Raw genomic sequence first — 18,273 nt, 5'->3', positions numbered from 1 at the left:
TCAACCCCTTGGCGTCACACCGGCGGACGGGGTCGGGCGACTCCGTCCCGCGGTACCGCAACGCTACGCCCGCGGGCCGAATGATGAGACCCGCGTTTTACTATATGGACTGACGGCCCGTCATCCGTGGTTCGTGCCCTCAGGGCAGTGGCCGGTAGACGGTCAGCGCCTCCGGCAGCTTCTCCACCGTCATCGGGCCGCTCACGGCGGTGACTTCACCGTCGTACGCGAGCGGGGTACCGGCCGCGAGACCCGTCAGACGGAGCCGGCCCACCCGGTCCGCACGCGCGGGGGAGGGGAGCGGTCCGGCGAGGGCGGCGGAGAGGAGGCGGAGCGCGGGGTGCCGTCCGCCGTGCACCACCCGTACGTCGAGCTGCCCGTCAGCCAGGTCGGTACGGCGGCCCGGCGCCAGGCCCACCCGGTGGTAGAGGCAGTTGCCGACGAACAGCAGCCACAACGGGTGCCGGGCGCCGCCGAGTTCGATCTCCAGGGGACGCCGGTCCCTGCGCAGCACACGCAGCGCGGCCAGCACCCCGGCGGGCCGGCCGCCGATCCGGCGCGCCCAGCGCTCCCGCTCCCGGACCAGCTCCGGGTAGACGCCCAGGCTGAGCGTGTTGAGGAAGAAGCCCTCCCGGTCCCCGGAGGTGAAACGCCCGACGTCCACCCGGACCGCCGCGCCCTCGCGCACCGCCCGGCCCAGGCCCCGGCCGTCCTCCACGCTCAGGTCGCAGGCGAAGTGGTTGAGCGTGCCCCCGGGCAGCACCGCCAGCGGCAGCCCGTGGCGCAGCGCGGTCCGGGCGGCCGCGTTCACGGTGCCGTCGCCGCCGCACACCCCGAGCGCCCGCGCCCGCCGCGCCGCCTTCTCCAACTCGGCCCCCACCTCGACCGGTTCGCACTCCACCAGCTCCGCGTCCGGCAGCTCGTCGCGCAGCGCCCGCACCCGGTCGGCGCTGCCGGAGGCCCGGTTGGCCACGACCACCAGACCGGCGCCGCCGGGCAGCGCCGGGGCGTCGGCGCGCGGCCGGGGCGGCGGGCCGGTCTGCGCCCGGGTCGGCACCAGCTCCCGCACGGCGAACGCGACGCCCGCGCCCAGCGCCGCGCCCGCGAGCACATCGCTCGGGAAGTGCACGCCCGTGTAGACCCGGGACATCGCCACCGAGAACGCCACCGGCGCCACCACCGCACCCCACGCCGGGGACTCCAGGGCGACCCCGGTCACGAAGGCGGCCGCCGACGCGGCGTGCCCCGAGGGGAACGACGTGGTGATCGGCTGCCGCTTCAGGTGCCGTACCGGAGGCACGGGGTCCAGGAGCGGCCGGGGGCGGCGCACGGACCGCTTGCCGAGGGTGTTGATGGTGAGGGAGGCCAGGCTCAGCGAGGCCAGCGCGCGGGCGGCGGCCCGGCGGGCGCGCGGGGTGCCGGACGCGGCGAGCGCGGCCGCCGTCAGGCACCACAGCACCCCGTGGTTCGCGCTCCGGCTCAGCCGCGGCAGCACCGGCTCCGCGAACGGACAGTTCCGCTCGGCCGCCACCTCGAACAGCCGGGAGTCGAGGGCGAGCAGCCGGTCGCGCAGCGCGTGCCGGCCGGGCTTGTTGACGGTCAGGTCGACGTCTGGGCTCATGCGGCTCCGGGTACCCTGAAGTCGCTCTTTTCTGTCGGTACGCGGTGCGGTCGAGCGAGAGGAACCCCCGGATGCGCCTGCTCCTCATACGTCATGGGCAGACCCCGACCAATGTCGACTACCTGCTCGACACCGCCGTACCAGGCCCGGGTCTCACCGCCCTGGGCGAGCGGCAGGCGGCGGCCCTTCCCGAGGCCCTCGCCGACGAGGACATCGAGGCGCTCTACGCCTCCACCCTGACCCGCACCCAGCTCACCGCCGCCCCGCTGGCCGCCGCCCGCGGCCTCGTCCCAGTCGTCCGCGACGGCATCCGGGAGGTCTCCGCGGGCGACCTGGAGATGCTGCCCGGCCACTCCGAGCACGGCGAGCGGTACATGCGGACCGTGTTCGCCTGGGCGGCCGGGGACACGGCGCTGCGCATGCCCGGCGGCGAGACCGGGGACGAGGCGCTGGCCCGCTACGACGCGGTGATCGCCGAGGCCGCCGCGAGCGGCGCCGGAACCGTCGCGATGATCAGCCACGGCGCGGCGATCCGCCTGTGGACGGCGGCCCGGGCGGACAACGTCGACGTCCCGTACGCCGCGTCCCGGCCGCTCGAGAACACGGGTGTGGTTGTGCTGGAGGGCAGCCCGGACGACGGCTGGAAGGCGCTGTCCTGGGAGGGGGCGGTCGTGGAACCGGCGGGCGCGAGCGGGCCGACGGGGGAGGCCCTGGAAACGGCGGCGGAGTGACTCCGGGCGCGGGCCGGTGAGGGCTGGTCGCGCCCACGCTGCTGTAGCGCCCCGTCAGGAGCGCGGGGAACTGCGCGAGCAACCACTACGCACCCGCAGCCGAAGAACCGGCCCTTTCGATAACGGTTTGCCCCAGGCGGCAGCCGCCCCGCAGAATCCCTGCCCATGGGACATCTGGAAGCCGCGCACCTCGAGTACTACCTCCCCGACGGGAGGGCCCTGCTCGGCGATGTCTCCTTCCGGGTCGGCGAGGGCGCGGCCGTCGCCCTGGTCGGCCCCAACGGCGCCGGCAAGACCACCCTGCTCCGGCTGATCTCCGGTGAGCTGAAACCGCACGGCGGCGGCGTGACCGTCAGCGGCGGTCTCGGCGTGATGCGCCAGTTCGTGGGCTCCGTACGGGACGAGACGACCGTGCGTGATCTGCTGGTGTCGGTCGCACCGCCCGGGATCCGGGAGGCCGCGCAGGCCGTCGACCGGGCCGAGCACGCCCTCATGACCGTCGACGACGAGGCCGCCCAGCTGAAGTACGCGCAGGCACTCTCCGACTGGGCCGAGGTCCGCGGCTACGAGCACGAGACGCTGTGGGACATGTGCACGACGGCCGCGCTCGGGGTGCCGTACGAGAAGGCCCAGTGGCGGCAGGTGCGCACCCTCTCCGGCGGTGAGCAGAAGCGGCTGGTGCTGGAGGCCCTGTTCCGGGGCGCCGACGAGGTGCTGCTGCTCGACGAGCCGGACAACTACCTCGACGTCCCCGGCAAGCGCTGGCTGGAACAGCAGCTGAAGGAGACCCGCAAGACGGTCCTGTTCGTCTCCCACGACCGCGAACTCCTCGCGCGCGCCGCCGAGAAGATCGTCTCCGTGGAGCCCTCGCCGACCGGCGCCGACGCCTGGGTGCACGGCGCCGGCTTCGCCACCTACCACGAGGCCCGCCGCGAACGCTTCGCCCGCTTCGAGGAACTGCGCCGCCGCTGGGACGAGAAGCACGCCCAGCTGAAGAAGCTGGTGCTGAACCTCCGCCAGGCGGCCTCGGTCTCGCACGAGATGGCGTCCCGGTACGCGGCCGCGCAGACCCGGCTGCGCAAGTTCGAGGAGGCCGGCCCGCCGCCGGAGCCGCCGCGTGAGCAGGACATCAGGATGCGCATCAAGGGCGGCCGTACCGGGGTACGGGCGGTCACCTGCGCGGGACTCGAACTGACCGGCCTGATGAAACCGTTCGACCTGGAGGTCTTCTACGGCGAACGGGTCGCCGTCCTCGGCTCCAACGGCTCCGGCAAGTCGCACTTCCTGCGGCTGCTGGCCGGCGAGGAGGTGGCGCACACCGGGCAGTGGAAACTGGGCGCACGGGTGGTGCCCGGGCACTTCGCCCAGACCCACGCCCACCCCGAGCTGCAGGGCCGTACCCTCCTCGACATCCTGTGGACGGAACACTCCCAGGACCGCGGCGCGGCCATGTCCCGCCTCCGCCGCTACGAGCTGACGAACCAGGCCGAACAGACCTTCGACCGCCTCTCCGGTGGCCAGCAGGCCCGCTTCCAGATCCTCTTGCTGGAGCTACAGGGTGTAACGGCGCTGCTGCTCGACGAGCCGACCGACAACCTCGACCTGGAGTCCGCCGAGGCCCTCCAGGAGGGTCTCGAAGCGTTCGACGGCACGGTGCTCGCCGTGACCCACGACCGCTGGTTCGCCCGCTCCTTCGACCGCTACCTGGTCTTCGGCACCGACGGCCGGGTCCGCGAGACCCCGGAGCCGGTGTGGGACGAGCGCCGGGTGGAACGCGCACGCTAGACGACAGGCCCGGGAGCCCGTACCTCCGTACAGTGGATGCAGGAATCCGGACCGCCGGGACCCACACCATGAGCGGGGTACCACCATGACCGGAGTCGACCCCAGCCGGCTGGACGACCAGCAGCTCATGAAAGAGCTGGAGACCATCCACCGGACGCGCCACGACACCCTGCTGTACGGCTCCAACGACGCGCTGCGCGCCCACAACGAGCGCATGGCCCAGCTGGAGGGCGAGTACCTGCGCCGCAACCCGCGCCGCGTCGTCGCCGCGGGCCGCACCCGGGAGGGCGCCAGGGAACGGACCTGCGCGGAGACGGCGACACCCGGGGCCTGAACGCGCTGCACGGGACTCCCCGTCCCAGCCGCCCTGCTCCGCGCTCCGCCCCGGCACACGCGTCGAGGCCTCTTCACCCGCGTCGAGCCTCTTGGGCCTCCCGGTTCACTCCTCGCCGACCACCGCCTCGGCCAGCGCCAGCAGGCTGCCGTAGCGCTTCGAACGCGGCAGCCGGGACACCCGCTGGACCAGGGCGTCCGGGGCGTTCCCGCGGCGCAGCACGCCGGCCAGTTCCCTGGGCTCCGCCGGGAAGTCGTGCCGGGTCAGGGACCGGGCCAGCTCCAGCCGTAGCGTCGCCGCCGACGGCCGCTCACTGTTCCACGGCATCATCGGCGCCCGGTACATCTCCGGATCGTCCTCCGCGGGCGGCTCGGGATCGTTCCAGTCCTCGGTACGCGTGGGATGCCCGGACCTGAGCAGTTCCCGCAGCTCGTGCTTCATCTCGTCGTCCCGGCGCACACTCAACCGGTCACTGCCTCGCTGCATGGCTCCCTCCAGGTGCATCAAGGGGTGCGGGACGCGTACCCGGGGTGGGGAGGGTGACACGTCGGTCCTTCACCCGAAAGGGCGCTCACGTCCCGCGAATGGGGTCCGGCCGCGCGCGGCGCGGAGTGGGGCGGGCTGTGATGGCTGCGGGGGCACGAGCCGCGTGTCTCCGGAGCCGTACGTCCCTGAGGAGCCCACCCCATGCGCCGCACCGTTCGCGCCCTGTCCGTCGCCGTCCTGGCGAGTGCCGCGTGCGGCGCCGCCGGTACGGCCGCCGTGGCCGACCCCGCCGCCGAGGTGAGCCCCGGCAGCGCCCGTCCCGGGGCCACCGTCACCGTCTCCGTTACCTGCGGGGGCAGCGGCGTACAGGCGCCGGCGGCCATCGACGCCTCCTCACCGGCGTTCGCCGGGCACACCGTGCGGCTGACCAAGGTCGCCCAGGGGACGGCCGGGCTCGCCTACCGGGGCACCGCCCAGCTCGTGTCCGAGCACGCCCCCGTGGACCAGCCGGCGATGTATAGGGAGGGCACCGCGAAGGGCGACGCGGCGCGCCCCGGGCAGGACGGCGCCCTGAACGTCGAGGGGACCTGCCCAGGAACCGCCGGGGCACAGAAGCGGCCCTGGACCGCCCACTTCACGGTCGACCAGAGCGACAGCGGCACGGTGTTCCCGGGGGACGGTGGCGTGGTTCCCCCGGGCGGTGGTGTGACGGTTCCGCGCGGGGATGACGGTTCGGGTTCCCGTGGGGGTGACGGCTCGGTCCCTCGCGGGGACGATGGCGTGGTTTCCCCGGACGGTGGTGTGACGGTCCCGCGCGGGGACGACGGTCTGGGCTCTCGTGGGGACGACGGTTCGGCTGTGCGCGGGGACGACGGTACGGCCGCGCGTGGGGACGGTGTCACGGGCTCTCGTGGGGACCAGGGTGCGGATCCTCGGGGAGAGGACGGCACCGGCTCCCGGGGGAACGGCGAGCGGCCCTGTGCCGAGGGGCAGCAGTCGTGCCGGGGCGAGGGGGACGAGTGCGGTGGGGAGCGTGACACGTCGTGTCTTCCGCCGGGTTCGCAGCACGGCGTGGAGGCCGGTGAAGGGGGCGCCTTCACCGACTCGGTTCCCTCGCTCGCCGCGGGCGCCGCGCTGATCGCGGCCGCGTGCGCCGGCGCCGCGTACCGGCTGTGGGGCGGAAGGTTCCGCGCGGACGGCTGACCCGGTCGCCGCGCAGCCCACGGCGGAGCACGGCCCCGTACCGGACAGCACACGGCACCACCGACTGCGCGGAGGCGGACATGCGGCGGACGGACCCCGAGGGACACCGGCCTGCCCCGCAGACGCTCCCGCAGGGCCACGGCCCCGTACGGTACGGTCCGACCCTGCCCGACGACGGGCTGCCCGTCCTGCCCGAGCTCTCCGCCGTGCTGGCCGCCGCCGCGGGCCGGGGCGGGGAGGAGCCCGTCGGAGGCGGGGCCGCGCTGATCGAGGCGGCCTGCGGATACTGGGCCCGGCGCGGACTGGCCGTCACGGGCGACCGCGTGACCGCGGGCCCCGGCGCCCCCGCCCTGCTGCTCGCGCTCACCGCCGCGCTCGGCGGCGACGTCCTCGTGCCGCGCCCCTGCCCCGCCTGGTGGGCGCCGTACGCCAGACTGCTCGGCCGGCCCGTCTTCCACGTGCCCACCCCGGCCGAGTCCGGGGGCGTACCCGACCCCTACGCGCTGCTGGAGACCGTGCGCCGGGTCCGGGAGGAGGGCGGTGACCCGAGGCTGCTGGTGCTGTCGATCGCGGACGACCCCACCGCCACCGTCGCCCCGCCCGAACTGCTGCACGAGACCGTGGAGGCGGCCGCAGGCGAGGGCCTCCACCTGGTCAGCGACGAGACCTGGCGCGACACCCTGCACGTCCCGCACGGCACCGTGCTGCTCAGCCCCGCCGAGATGCTCCCGGACCGGGTCACCGTCGTCATGGACCTGGCCGGCGCGCTGCTGCCGGCCGGCTGGCCCGCCGCCGTCGCCCGGTTCCCGGAGGGCGACACCGGTACGGCCCTGCACGCGCGCGTGCTCGACGTCCTCACCGCGATGGGCGCCCGCCTGGCCGGCCCCGTCGCGGTCACCGCCGGCTACGCGCTCGACGAGCCCGAGCCCGTCGTCGTACGCCGGGAGGCCGCCGTACGCCTGCACGCGCGCGTGGCCGCCGCGGCGCACACCGCGGTGGTCGTCGGCGGGGCCCTGGCCCGGCCGCCGCAGGCCGGCCGTCATCTGTACGCCGACCTCGAACCGCTGCGTGCCGCGCTCGGTGCCCAGGGGGTGGGCGACGCGCAGGAGTTGGAGGACCTCCTCGGCGCCCGGCTCGGCATGCCCGCGCCCGGCGGCCACCGTTTCGGCGACGACCTCGCCGCGTTGCGGGTCCGGCTCGCCACCGGGCCGCTGCTGGGCGGAACCGACGAGGAACGCCTGGAATGCCTCATGTCACCCGCACCGTTGGAACTGCCACACGTGCAACGCGCGTTGATGTCCTTGAGGTCGGTACTGGACGATCTCCGCGACGACGCTCAGCGATGGGAGCCTCCTCGATGACGCAGCAGACGCATGAGTCAGGGTCCGCCACGACGACTGCCACCACGACGACTTCCGGCACGACGACCGCCGCCACCACCACCCGGGACGTCGTGACCTCCGCGGCCCCGACCCCCTACGCGCCTCCGTTCCCGCCGCTCGCCGCCCCCCGCCCGCTGGGCGAACTCCGGGTCTGGCCGCGGACCTTCCACGACCGACTGACCGCACCCCTGCCCGGCCTCAAGGCGATGGCCCGTTTCGCCCGCGAGGGTTCCGTCCGCCCCGGCCGCGAGGGTCTCGCCGACGTCTCCCGGCTGCCCTACGAGCCCGGTCCGCTGCCCCGCGTCGACACCGACACGGTCGCCGTCACCTGGGCGGGGCACGCCAGTTGGGTCGTCCGGATCGGCGGCCTGACCGTGCTCACCGACCCCGTCTGGTCCCGCCGCATCCTCGGCACGCCCGCCCGGGTCACCCCGGTCGGCGTCTCCTGGGAGACGCTGCCACGCGTCGACGCGGTCGTCATCAGCCACAACCACTACGACCACCTGGACGCCCCCACCCTGCGCCGACTCCCGCGCGACACTCCCGTGTTCGTACCGGCGGGCCTGGGCCGCTGGTTCCGGCGCCGCCGCTTCACCACCGTCACCGAGCTGGACTGGTGGGAGGCGGCCGAACTGTCCGGCGTCCGCTTCGACTTCGTCCCCGCCCACCACTGGTCCAAGCGCAGCCTCACCGACACCTGCCACAGCCTCTGGGGCGGCTGGATACTCACGGCCCCCGAGGGCCAGCGCGTCTACTTCGCCGGCGACACGGGCTACGGCCACTGGTTCTCCCGCATCGGCCGCCGCTACCCCGGCATCGACCTGGCCCTCCTCCCCATCGGCGCGTACGACCCCCGCTGGTGGCTCAGCGACGTCCACTGCGACCCGGAGGAGGCGGTCCGGGCGACGCAGGACCTGGGGGCGAGGCGGATGGCACCGATGCACTGGGGCACGTTCATCCTCTCGGCGGAGCCGGTCCTGGAACCGCTGACACGGGCACGGGCGGCTTGGGAGCGGGCGGGACTGGACCGCGAGGACCTGTGGGACCTGCCGGTCGGAGGATCGAGGGTCCTGTCCAACGTCCTTGACTAGAGCGCCCCTCCAGGGGCGCGGGGAACTGCGCGACCAGCCCCCACGCACTCGCACCCCGCAACGAGACATCACCCGGCAGATCGAACCCGCCGCCACGCACTCGGCGCCACACCGATGACGACCGTCAGCCCGACCGCCGCCACCACCCCTTCCCACGGCTCCGGAAACAACGACCCACCCAGAATCCCGATCACCTGATACGTCGCCGCCCACGCCAGACAAGCCGGCGCGTTCCCCCGCGCGAAGCGCTTGGGCGGCCAGTCCGCCAGCAGACAGGCCAGCATCACCGGTATGCGCCCGGCCGGCACCAGCCGGGACAACACCAGCACCGTCACCCCGTGCTCGGCCAGCTTCGCCTGCGCCTGCTCCAGCCGGTCCTCCGGCGCCCGCGCCCGGATCGCCTCCAGCCACCGCGACCCGTTCTTCGACCCCAGCCCGCGCCGCCCCAGCCAGTACAGCGCCGCATCCCCGAGGAACGCCGCCAGCGACGCCGTCGCGAACACCAGCGCCAGCGCGAACGGCGCCGTCTGATGGAACGCCACCACCGCCGCCGAACTCACGAGCGCCCCCGTCGGCACCACCGGCACCAGCGCTCCGATCAGCACCAGCAGAAACAGCGTCGGATACCCGGTCGCCTGCTGCGTGGACTCGGTAGAGGTCGAGGTCGCCGCCGTGGACCCGGCGGCGGCCGCCATGACCACCAGCAGTCTCACCGTGCGACCTCCAGCCGCACGCCCTCCCCGTGGCGGAGCTTGTGCACCGCCACCTGGGGCGCGTACTCGGCCGCGAGGCGCACGAACTCATCGCCCGGCGCATGGAATTCATGGGGGCGCACGGCGTCCATGCCGATCGGCCAGTACGTCCCGTAGTGCACCGGCACCGCACTGCGCGGCGCCAGCGCGGCCAGCGCCCGGGCCGCCCGCCCCGCGTCCAGGTGCCCCTCCCCGAGATACGGCCCCCACCCCCCGACCGGCAGCAGGGCCACGTCCACCGGCCCGACCGCCGCGGCCATCTCGTCGAACAGCCCGGTGTCCCCGGCGAAGTACGTCCGTGCCGCGCCCTCCACGACGTACCCGAGGGCGGGGGAGCGGTGCGGGCCGACCGGCAGCCGACGGCCGTCGTGCAGCGCGGGTACGGCGTGTACGACCAGGGGGCCGATGTGCACCTCGTCGCCGACGCCCACCTCGGTGATCCGCAACTGACGGAGTCGACGGAGCGCGGGAACCGCCCGTGGTGCGCCCCGGGGCACAAGCAGGCGCGTGCCCGGGGCGAGCCCGGCGAGCGAGGGGACGTGGAGGTGGTCGGCGTGCAGGTGGGAGACGAGCGCGAGGTCGGCGCGCCGGGCCTCGGACGGCGGCGGGGCGCCCCGGCGGCGGCGCAGATGAGCGAGCCTGCGGGCGAACAGAGGATCGGTGAGCACACGTATGCCCGAATCCTCGATCGTGCAGGTGGCGTGACCCCACCAGGTGATCTCCACCGGCACCTTCTTTGCCTCCTTCGCGCGACTCCCCGAAGCCTACGGGCAGGAGTAGGGTCGGCGGCGAAACCCGGAGGTGAGGGGGACGCCATGGGACAGACGCGGGGTGCCTCCGGCGGGCTCGGGCCGGTGCGGGTGACCGCGATCGCGAGTCTGACGCCCCTGGAGGAACTGGAGATCGACCCCTTCCTGGTCGACTCGCGCAGCCAGCACGCGATGTGCGCGCGCTGGGCGCTGGAACACGGGTACGTCATCGCCCGCGAACTCCTGGTCCGCGGTCTGCGCCACGACCACAGCGCGCTGTGGGCAGGGGTCCGGCCCGGCATGGACGTCTTCGTCGCACCGAGCAGACGGGTCCTGGAGAGCGCGCTCTCGTCGGTCGAGGACTTCACGGCGGAATGCGCGCGGCGCGGGGTCCGCGTGGTGACCGTGGGGCGCGCGGAACCACGCTACGACGCCCAGATGAAGGCCATGATCCACCGGCGGCTGTCGATGCCGACGGCGGGGTACGACGGGCGGTGAGCCCGCTCGCACCCCGCAACCGTGTGACAGTGTTGACGGCACAGGACCCGCGGCCGGCGCGGGGCGCGGACGTGAGGTCGGTGGGGCGTGCGGTGGCGGCGGGTCGTCAGTCAGCTCGGACGGAGCGTCGCGGTGTGGGCGGTGTCCACCGTCACCATGCTGGTCCTAGCCGGCATCCTGCCCGACTTCCAGCTCCAGTCCCCCGACGGTGACAGCGCCACCCGCATCGCCGTGACCGCGGCCCTCGGCGCCGGCGCCTTCGGTGTGCTCTCGGCCGTCGTCTGGCCCCTGCTCGTACGTCTGCTGCTGCTCGTGCCCGCCCTCGTCCTCGGCCTGCTGGTCTTCTTCCTCAACGGCTCCCTGCTCCTCGTCGCCCTGCGCATCAACCCCTCCGGGCAGAGCGAGGCCGCGCCGGAGACGGCCGTGATCGTGGCCGCCGTGATGTCCGCCGTCGCCTCCGCCACCGGCGGCGCCCTCGCCGTCCGCGACGACGACGCCTACCGGCGCCGGCTCTCCCGCCTGGCCACCCGCCGCCGCAGGTCCCACCCGCCGTGCCCGGCCGCCCCCGGCACCGTCTTCCTCCAGCTCGACGGCGTCGGCCACGACGTCCTCACCGCCGCGGTCGCCAAGGGCCTGATGCCGACGGTGGCCCGCTGGCTCGACCGCTCCCACCGGCTCACCCCCTGGCGCACCGACTGGTCCAGCCAGACCGGCGCCAGCCAGCTCGGCATCCTGCACGGCTCCACCTTCGACGTCCCCGCGTTCCGCTGGTACGAGAAGGAGCACCGGGAGGTGATGGTCTGCAACCGGCCGACCAGCGCCGCCGAACTCCAGCGCCGGGCGGTCGAGCGCACCGCCGACGGGGGCCTGCTCACCCTGGACGGCGCCAGCCGCGGCAACCTCTTCAGCGGCGGCGCCGACGAACAGGCCCTCGTGCTGTCCATTGCCACCCGGCGCCGAGGCCGGGAGAACCGTTCCCGCGCCGGTTACTTCGCCTACTTCTCCGACCCCGCCAACGCCGTCCGCACTGCCCTCTCCTTCTTCGCCGAGGTCGGCCGGGAGACCGTCGAGTCCACCAGGGCCCGGCTCCGCAAACAGCGCCCGCGCATCAGCCGGGGCGGCCTCTACCCCTTCGTCCGCGCCTTCGCCACCGTCGTCGAACGGGACGTCGTCGTCGCCGCGGTCATGGGCGACCTGCTGGCCGGCCGCAGCGCCGTCTACGCCGACCTCGTCGCCTACGACGAGGTCGCCCACCACTCCGGACCGCGCAGCCGCGACACCGAGAAGGTGCTGCAACGCCTGGACCGCGCCCTCGCCCTGATCGAGAAGGTCGCCGAACACGCCCCGCGGCCCTACCGGATCGTCGTCCTCTCCGACCACGGCCAGAGCCCAGGCGAGACCTTCCGCTCCCGCTACGGGCTCACCCTCGGCGACCTGGTCCGGGCGGGCTGCGGGCTGCATGTGCCGCGGCGCGCGGAGCGTACCCACAGCGGCACGGAGGCGCGGGCCGCCGTCCGCGCGGCCCTGCGCAGGCCGGTCGAGGAGGGCGGGGAGAAGCACCGGCCCACCCGGCGCTCCGAGCCGATCGTGCTCGCCTCCGGCAACCTCGGGCTGATCTCCTTCCCGGACGTGCCGCACCGGATGACCAAGGAGGAGATAGACGCCCGGTACCCGGCCCTGCTCACCACCCTCGCCAACCATCCCGGTGTCGGGTTTCTGCTGGTGCGCAGCGAGGAGCACGGCGGGGTGGTGCTCGGCGCGTTCGGGGCGGAGGTGCCGCTCGACCGGCTCGACGGCCGTCCGGGGCCGCTGGCCGTCTTCGGGGCGGGGGCGGCGGACGCCGTACGGCGGACCCACTCCTTTCCGCATACCGCCGACGTCATGGTGAACTCGTGGTACGACCCCGAGTGCGGCGAGGTGCTGGCCTTCGAGGAGCAGACCGGGTCGCACGGGGGGTTGGGGGGTGCGCAGGGGAGGCCGTTCCTGTTGTCGCCGGTCGACTTCTCGGCGCCGGTGGAGGAGGGGCGTGAGCTTGTGGGGGCCGAGGCGGTGCATGGGGTGCTGCGGCGGTGGATTCGGGAGGCGGACGGGCCGCAGGTGCCTTTGTCTGTTCAGGACGAGAAGGCCGCGTAGACGTTCGCTGCGGGTCGGTGGGGGCTGGTCGCGCAGTTCCCCGCGCCCCCAAGGGGGCGCTTTAGCTCGGCTCCGGATAAATGGGCTGCGTTTCTCCTCCTCCCGGCTCACACTGTTCGAGTCGCAAACCTCTCGAACACCCCCCAAGGAGCCGCCTCTTGCAGGCAGCCGTCACCGTCACGCCCGCTCGTCTTCCCGAACTCCTCCTCGGTCTCGCCACCGTCCGGCCCGTGTTCATCTGGGGCGCGCCCGGCATCGGGAAGTCCTCCCTGGTACGGGAGTTCGCCGAGTCGCTGGGGCTGGAGTGTGTGAGCCTGCTCGGTACGCAGCTCGCGCCCGAGGACCTGATCGGTGTTCCGCAGATCCGTGAGGGGCGGTCGGTGTTCTGCCCGCCCGAGGCGATCGCCCGCGACGAGCCCTACTGCCTCTTCCTCGACGAGCTCAACGCGGCCACGCCCGACGTCCAGAAGGCGTTCTACTCGCTGATCCTGGACCGGCGGGTCGGGAACTACGAACTGCCGAAGGGGTCGATCGTCATCGGCGCCGGCAACCGGGCCACCGACAACGCCCTCGCCCGGCCCATCGCCTCCGCCCTCGTCAACCGGCTGGCCCATGTCCATCTGGAGGCCTCCCCGCACGACTGGCTCGCCTGGGCCGCGGGCAACGGCATCCACCCCTGGATCCTGGACCATCTCACCGACCGGCCCGACCAGCTGTGGTCCAAGCCGCCGAAGACCGAGGAGCCGTTCTCCACCCCGCGCTCCTGGCACATGCTCTCCGACGCCCTGCACTCCTTCGGGCGCGACCTCGACGAGGAGACCCTCAGGGTCCTCGCCCACGGCACGCTCACCCCTGCCCACGCGACCGCCTTCTGCGGCTACGTCAAGATCGTGCGGAGCCGGTTCGGGATCGAGGCGATCCTGAAGGGCGACGCGGGGTGGCCGCACCGTGTCGAGGACCGGGACCTGCTGTACTACCTCGCGGAGTCGTTCCGGGGGCGGCTCGTCAAGGAACTGCCCGTCGACAAGGAGCACATGTCGGCGAACGGCCGGCAGTCCGCGTACCGCGCCAAGTCGCTGCTGGTGCAGCTCGCCGAGATCTCCGTCGAGGTCGCCCAGACCGTCATCGCCTCCGATGCCGACGGCAACCCCGTGCTGCCCGCCTGGTTCCTGATCGAGGCGGCCCGGGACATGCCCCGGCTCGTGGAGGCCCGCCGGTGAGCCGAACCGCTCCCCAGAAGAACCAGGGGAAGCAGAAGAACCCGAAGAAGCAGGACCCCGCCGCGGAGAACTTCGCGGCCGGGGTCGAGCTGCTGCGCGCCAACCCGGCGCTCCGGGCCGTCGAGTTCACCATCTGCCGGCACGAGAAGTGCGAACTCGCGCCCCACGAAGGGCTGGTGCGTGCCGACTCCGACGGCGTCCTGCACGCCCACGCCACCCGGCGCGCCGAACCCGCCGAGTGGGCCTGGGCGTTGGCCCACTGCACCATCCACCTCGGCTTCGGCCACCTCCCGGCCGCCACCGGGCCGCGCACCCAGCCCGACCGCTACGACCTCGCCGCCCGCTGCACCGTCGTCAACCGCTTCCTGGCGACCTTCCCGGTCGGCGAGGCCCCCGACCACCTGCCCGCGGCCTACCCGGACGGCGACGAGGAGCAGCTCGCCGCCCGCTGGCGGCGGGCCGGCGGTGTCCCGGCCGCGTACGAGCACGGCGGCACCAGCGGCGGCGAGCCCGACCAGCTCCTGCTCTCCTGGAACGCCTGGGCCGGTCAGGTCCCCGACTGGCAGGTCGGGTTCGCGCACGCGCTGACCCGCACCATGTCCCGGGCGATGGACCTGGCCGGCGGCCGGCGCACCTCGATGACCGGCCCGCCCACCCCACGGCGCCCCTGGGAGAAGGCGCTGAGCTGGTTCGTCTCCTCCTACCCGCTGCTCGGCGGTATCGCGGCCGGCATCAAGCTGGTCGCCGACGCCGAGCTGGCCCGCGCCCACGACATCGCCGTCGCCGCCGTCAACCCCGAGGCCGGCGAGATCTACGTCAACCCGCTGCGCACCCTGGACGACGAGGAGTGGCGGTTCGTCCTCGCCCACGAGATGCTGCACGCCGCCCTGCGCCACGGCGACCGCCTCGGCAGCCGGGACCACTACCTCTTCAACATCGCCTGCGACTACGTCATCAACGGCTGGCTGGTCGAGATGCGCGTCGGCACGATGCCCGAAGGGCTGCTGTACGACCCGAAGTTGAAGGACCTGTCGGCCGAGGAGGTGTACGACCGGATCGTCGGCGACCTGCGGAGGCTGCGGCGTCTGGCCACCCTGCGCGGCAAGGGGCGCGGTGATGTGCTGGGCGCGCCGATCGGGCCGCCGGGCGCCTATGCCGACCTCGACGAGTTCTACCGGCGAGGGCTCTGCCAGGGGCTCGACCTGCACGAGACACAGGGCCGGGGCTTCCTGCCGGGCGGGCTGGTGGAGGAGATCCGCGCGCTCAGTCATCCGCCGCTGCCGTGGGACGCCCGACTCGCCCGCTGGTTCGACGAGTTCGTGCCGCGCCCGGAGGCCGTACGCTCCTACGCCCGTCCGTCGCGGCGCCAGTCGTCCACCCCGGACATCCCGCGGGCGGGCCGCTGGTTCCCGCCCGAGGAGGTCGCCCGCTGCACCTTCGGCGTGGTCCTGGACACCTCCGGGTCCATGGACCGCACTCTGCTCGGCAAGGCCCTCGGCGCGATCGCGTCGTACGCCGAGGCCCGTGACGTACCGGCCGCCCGCGTAGTCTTCTGCGACGCGGCTCCGCATGACGCCGGGTATCTGCCGGCGGCCGAGATCGCGGGCCGGGTCCGGGTGCATGGCCGCGGCGGTACGGTTCTGCAGCCCGGCATCGACCTGCTGCACCGCGCGGACGACTTCCCGCCGGGCGCGCCGGTCCTGGTGATCACCGACGGCTGGTGCGACGTCCTGCGGGTGCGGCGCGAGCACGCGTACCTGATTCCCGAGGGGGCCCGGCTGCCCTTCAGCGCGAGGGGACCCGTCTTCCGCGTGCGCTGAGCCCGGATGTGATCGGATGGGACCTGCGAAACCGGTCCACACGCCGAAAGGAACAACCGTGGCTACCACGCGTACCGCACACACTGTCTGGGAAGGCAGCCTCACCGAGGGCAACGGGGTCATCACCTTCGACTCCTCCGGCATCAGCGAGCAGCCGGTCACGTGGGCGGCCCGCTCCCAGGAGGCGAACGGCAAGACCAGCCCCGAGGAGCTGATCGCCGCCGCCCACTCCAGCTGCTTCTCCATGGCGCTGTCACACGCCCTGGCCGGTGCCGGTACCCCGCCCACCAAGCTGGTCACCAACGCCGACGTCACCTTCCAGCCGGGCACCGGCATCACCGGCATCCACCTGACCGTCGAGGGCACGGTCCCCGGCCTGGACGAGGACGGCTTCGCCGCCGCGGCCGAGGACGCCAAGAAGAACTGCCCGGTCAGCCAGGCCCTGGCCGGCACCACCATCACCCTGTCGGCGAAGCTCGCCTGACCGCCGTACGCCATCTGATGCCGCGTCCCCGTCCCGGGGGCGCGGCTGCGTCGTTTACGGGGTCCCCGGCATTGACAACGGCGCGCTCAAGTTTTGTGCTGGAGTCGGGGAAGCGCCCGGGCGGAAGGGGACGGACATGGCACGCGCGGTCGGAATCGATCTCGGTACGACGAACTCGGTGGTGGCCGTCCTGGAGGGCGGTGAGCCCACCGTCGTCGCCAACGCCGAGGGGGCCCGCACCACCCCCTCGGTCGTGGCCTTCGCGAAGAACGGCGAGGTGCTGGTCGGCGAGGTCGCCAAGCGGCAGGCGGTGACCAACGTGGAGCGCACCGCGCGCTCGGTGAAGCGGCACATGGGCGACGGGGCCTGGCGGTTCCCGGAGAGCGGGAGCGTCGACGGCACGCGGTACCGGGCCCAGGAGCTGTCGGCGCGGGTGCTGCAGAAGCTGAAGCGGGACACCGAGGCGTACCTCGGCGAGGACGTCACCGACGCGGTGATCACCGTGCCCGCGTACTTCGACGACTCCCAGCGGCAGGCCACCAAGGAGGCCGGGGAGATCGCCGGCCTCAAGGTGCTGCGGATCATCAACGAGCCGACGGCCGCGGCCCTGGCCTACGGCCTCGACCGGGGCGAGGAGCAGACCGTCCTCGTCTTCGACCTCGGCGGCGGCACCTTCGACGTGTCGCTGCTGGAGATCGGCGACGGTGTGATCGAGGTCAAGGCCACCAACGGCGACACGCACCTCGGCGGCGACGACTGGGACCAGCGGGTCGTCGAGCACTTCGTCAAGCGGTTCAAGGGGCAGTACGGCGTCGATCTCGGCAACGACAAGATGGCGCTGCAGCGGCTGCGCGAGGGCGCCGAGAAGGCGAAGATCGAGCTGTCGTCGTCGACGGAGACATCGGTCAACCTGCCGTACATCACGGCCTCCGCCGAGGGGCCGCTGCACCTGGAGGAGAAGCTGACGCGGGCTCAGTTCCAGGAGCTCACCGCGGACTTGCTGGACCGCTGCAAGAAGCCCTTCCACCAGGCCGTCAAGGACGCGGGCGTGCGGCTGTCCGCCATCGACCACGTCATCCTGGTCGGCGGCTCGACCCGGATGCCCGCGGTCACCGACCTGGTGAAGGAACTCACCGGCAAGGACCCGCACAAGGGCGTCAACCCCGACGAGGTGGTCGCGGTGGGGGCGACCCTGCAGGCGGGCGTGATCCGCGGTGACGTCAAGGACGTGCTGCTGCTGGACGTCACCCCGCTGTCCCTGGGCATCGAGACCAAGGGCGGCATCATGACCCGGCTCATCGAGCGCAACACCACGATCCCCACCCGGCGTGCGGAGATCTTCACCACCGCCACCGACAACCAGCCCTCGGTCGGCATCCAGGTCTACCAGGGCGAACGGGAGATCGCCGCCTACAACAAGAAGCTCGGCGTCTTCGACCTCACGGGCCTGCCGCCGGCGCCGCGCGGCGTGCCGCAGATCGAGGTGGCCTTCGACATCGACGCGAACGGGATCATGCACGTCTCGGCGAAGGACCTCGCCACCGGGCGCGAGCAGAAGATGACGGTGACCGGCGGCTCCGCGCTCCCCAAGGACGACATCGACCGCATGATGCGGGAGGCCGAGCAGTACGCCGAGGAGGACCGCAAGCGCCGGGAGGCCGCCGAGACCCGCAACCAGGCCGAACAACTCGTCTACCAGACCGAGAAGTTCGTCCGGGACAACGAGGACAGGATTCCGGCGGACACGAAGGCCGACGTCGAGGGAGCGGTGACCGAACTCAAGGCGCTGCTGGAACGGAGCGCCGACACCGCCGAGCTCCGGAACGGCGTCGAGAAACTGGCCACGGTGAGCCAGCGGATGGGCCAGGCCATGTACGCGTCGGCCTCCGCCGGTCCGGCCGAAGAACAGCGGGCGCCCGAACCCGAGGAGGAGGGAGTGGTGGACGCGGAGATCGTGGACGACGAGAGGGGTGCGGCCGGCTGA

At 73.3% G+C, this 18,273-nt stretch carries 16 protein-coding genes; 12 read left to right on the top strand and 4 right to left on the bottom strand.

Going from position 1 to position 18,273, the window contains the following annotated elements:
* Positions 1-139 precede the first annotated feature (139 nt).
* Positions 140-1,621 carry a phosphatase PAP2 family protein gene (locus tag AB0D85_RS40640; protein WP_362332237.1) on the bottom strand — a complete coding sequence of 494 codons (1,482 nt, stop codon included), beginning with the start codon at positions 1,619-1,621 and terminating at the stop codon, positions 140-142.
* Positions 1,622-1,692: 71 nt separating this feature from the next.
* Here AB0D85_RS40640 and AB0D85_RS40635 point away from each other — a divergent pair, with 71 nt between their 5' ends.
* The 3 genes from AB0D85_RS40635 (at position 1,693) to AB0D85_RS40625 (ending at position 4,471) form a co-directional block, all read left to right on the top strand.
* Positions 1,693-2,352: a histidine phosphatase family protein gene (locus AB0D85_RS40635; protein WP_362332233.1), complete on the top strand. Its 660-nt coding sequence runs from the start codon at positions 1,693-1,695 to the stop codon at positions 2,350-2,352.
* Positions 2,353-2,517: 165 nt separating this feature from the next.
* Positions 2,518-4,137, top strand: a complete 1,620-nt coding sequence (locus AB0D85_RS40630) for an ATP-binding cassette domain-containing protein (protein ID WP_362332230.1) — start codon at positions 2,518-2,520, stop codon at positions 4,135-4,137.
* Between the two features lie 85 nt (positions 4,138-4,222).
* The gene (locus AB0D85_RS40625; protein ID WP_362332227.1) at positions 4,223-4,471 is read left to right on the top strand and encodes a DUF6158 family protein; all 249 of its coding nucleotides are present in this window, start codon (positions 4,223-4,225) and stop codon (positions 4,469-4,471) included.
* Between the two features lie 105 nt (positions 4,472-4,576).
* Here AB0D85_RS40625 and AB0D85_RS40620 read toward each other — a convergent pair whose 3' ends face one another.
* Entirely contained in the window at positions 4,577-4,957 is a 381-nt protein-coding gene (locus tag AB0D85_RS40620) for a DUF2795 domain-containing protein (protein WP_362332224.1), read from the bottom strand.
* Positions 4,958-5,158: 201 nt separating this feature from the next.
* Between AB0D85_RS40620 and AB0D85_RS40615 the strand changes: the two genes are divergently transcribed.
* The 3 genes from AB0D85_RS40615 (at position 5,159) to AB0D85_RS40605 (ending at position 8,633) form a co-directional block, all read left to right on the top strand.
* A complete protein-coding gene (locus AB0D85_RS40615; protein WP_362332221.1) occupies positions 5,159-6,160 on the top strand; it encodes a hypothetical protein in 1,002 nt (333 codons plus the stop codon).
* Positions 6,161-6,240: 80 nt separating this feature from the next.
* Positions 6,241-7,521 (top strand): aminotransferase class I/II-fold pyridoxal phosphate-dependent enzyme, encoded by a 1,281-nt coding sequence (locus AB0D85_RS40610; protein ID WP_362332218.1) that lies wholly within the window; start codon positions 6,241-6,243, stop codon positions 7,519-7,521.
* The gene (locus tag AB0D85_RS40605; RefSeq protein WP_362332216.1) at positions 7,518-8,633 is read left to right on the top strand and encodes an MBL fold metallo-hydrolase; all 1,116 of its coding nucleotides are present in this window, start codon (positions 7,518-7,520) and stop codon (positions 8,631-8,633) included. Before AB0D85_RS40610 ends, AB0D85_RS40605 begins: the two co-directional genes overlap by 4 nt.
* A gap of 68 nt (positions 8,634-8,701) precedes the next feature.
* Here the strand turns inward: AB0D85_RS40605 and AB0D85_RS40600 are convergent, their stop codons facing one another.
* Both AB0D85_RS40600 and AB0D85_RS40595 read right to left on the bottom strand, forming a co-directional pair.
* Positions 8,702-9,328: a VTT domain-containing protein gene (locus AB0D85_RS40600; RefSeq protein ID WP_362332316.1), complete on the bottom strand. Its 627-nt coding sequence runs from the start codon at positions 9,326-9,328 to the stop codon at positions 8,702-8,704.
* 14 nt (positions 9,329-9,342) lie between these two features.
* Entirely contained in the window at positions 9,343-10,116 is a 774-nt protein-coding gene (locus AB0D85_RS40595; RefSeq protein WP_362332213.1) for an MBL fold metallo-hydrolase, read from the bottom strand.
* A gap of 84 nt (positions 10,117-10,200) precedes the next feature.
* Between AB0D85_RS40595 and AB0D85_RS40590 the strand changes: the two genes are divergently transcribed.
* The 6 genes from AB0D85_RS40590 to dnaK all read left to right on the top strand — a co-directional run bounded on the left by AB0D85_RS40590 (position 10,201) and on the right by dnaK (position 18,273).
* A complete protein-coding gene (locus AB0D85_RS40590; RefSeq protein WP_362332210.1) occupies positions 10,201-10,632 on the top strand; it encodes a hypothetical protein in 432 nt (143 codons plus the stop codon).
* Between the two features lie 132 nt (positions 10,633-10,764).
* Positions 10,765-12,765, top strand: a complete 2,001-nt coding sequence (locus AB0D85_RS40585) for an alkaline phosphatase family protein (RefSeq protein WP_362332207.1) — start codon at positions 10,765-10,767, stop codon at positions 12,763-12,765.
* 158 nt (positions 12,766-12,923) lie between these two features.
* Positions 12,924-13,985 carry a MoxR family ATPase gene (locus AB0D85_RS40580; protein ID WP_362332204.1) on the top strand — a complete coding sequence of 354 codons (1,062 nt, stop codon included), beginning with the start codon at positions 12,924-12,926 and terminating at the stop codon, positions 13,983-13,985.
* Positions 13,982-15,805, top strand: coding sequence for a hypothetical protein (locus tag AB0D85_RS40575; RefSeq protein ID WP_362332201.1), 1,824 nt, complete (start codon positions 13,982-13,984; stop codon positions 15,803-15,805). The genes AB0D85_RS40580 and AB0D85_RS40575 overlap by 4 nt, the downstream gene beginning before the upstream one ends.
* A 58-nt stretch (positions 15,806-15,863) precedes the next feature.
* On the top strand, positions 15,864-16,289 hold the full coding sequence (locus AB0D85_RS40570) for an OsmC family protein (RefSeq protein WP_362332198.1): 426 nt from the start codon (positions 15,864-15,866) through the stop codon (positions 16,287-16,289).
* 136 nt (positions 16,290-16,425) lie between these two features.
* A complete protein-coding gene (dnaK, locus tag AB0D85_RS40565; protein WP_362332195.1) occupies positions 16,426-18,273 on the top strand; it encodes a molecular chaperone DnaK in 1,848 nt (615 codons plus the stop codon).

The organism is Streptomyces sp. NPDC048277 (assembly GCF_040652235.1).
Classification (GTDB): domain Bacteria; phylum Actinomycetota; class Actinomycetes; order Streptomycetales; family Streptomycetaceae; genus Streptomyces.
The sequence above is the reverse complement of the archived record's forward strand: the minus strand, read 5'-3'. Positions and strand labels throughout refer to the sequence as shown.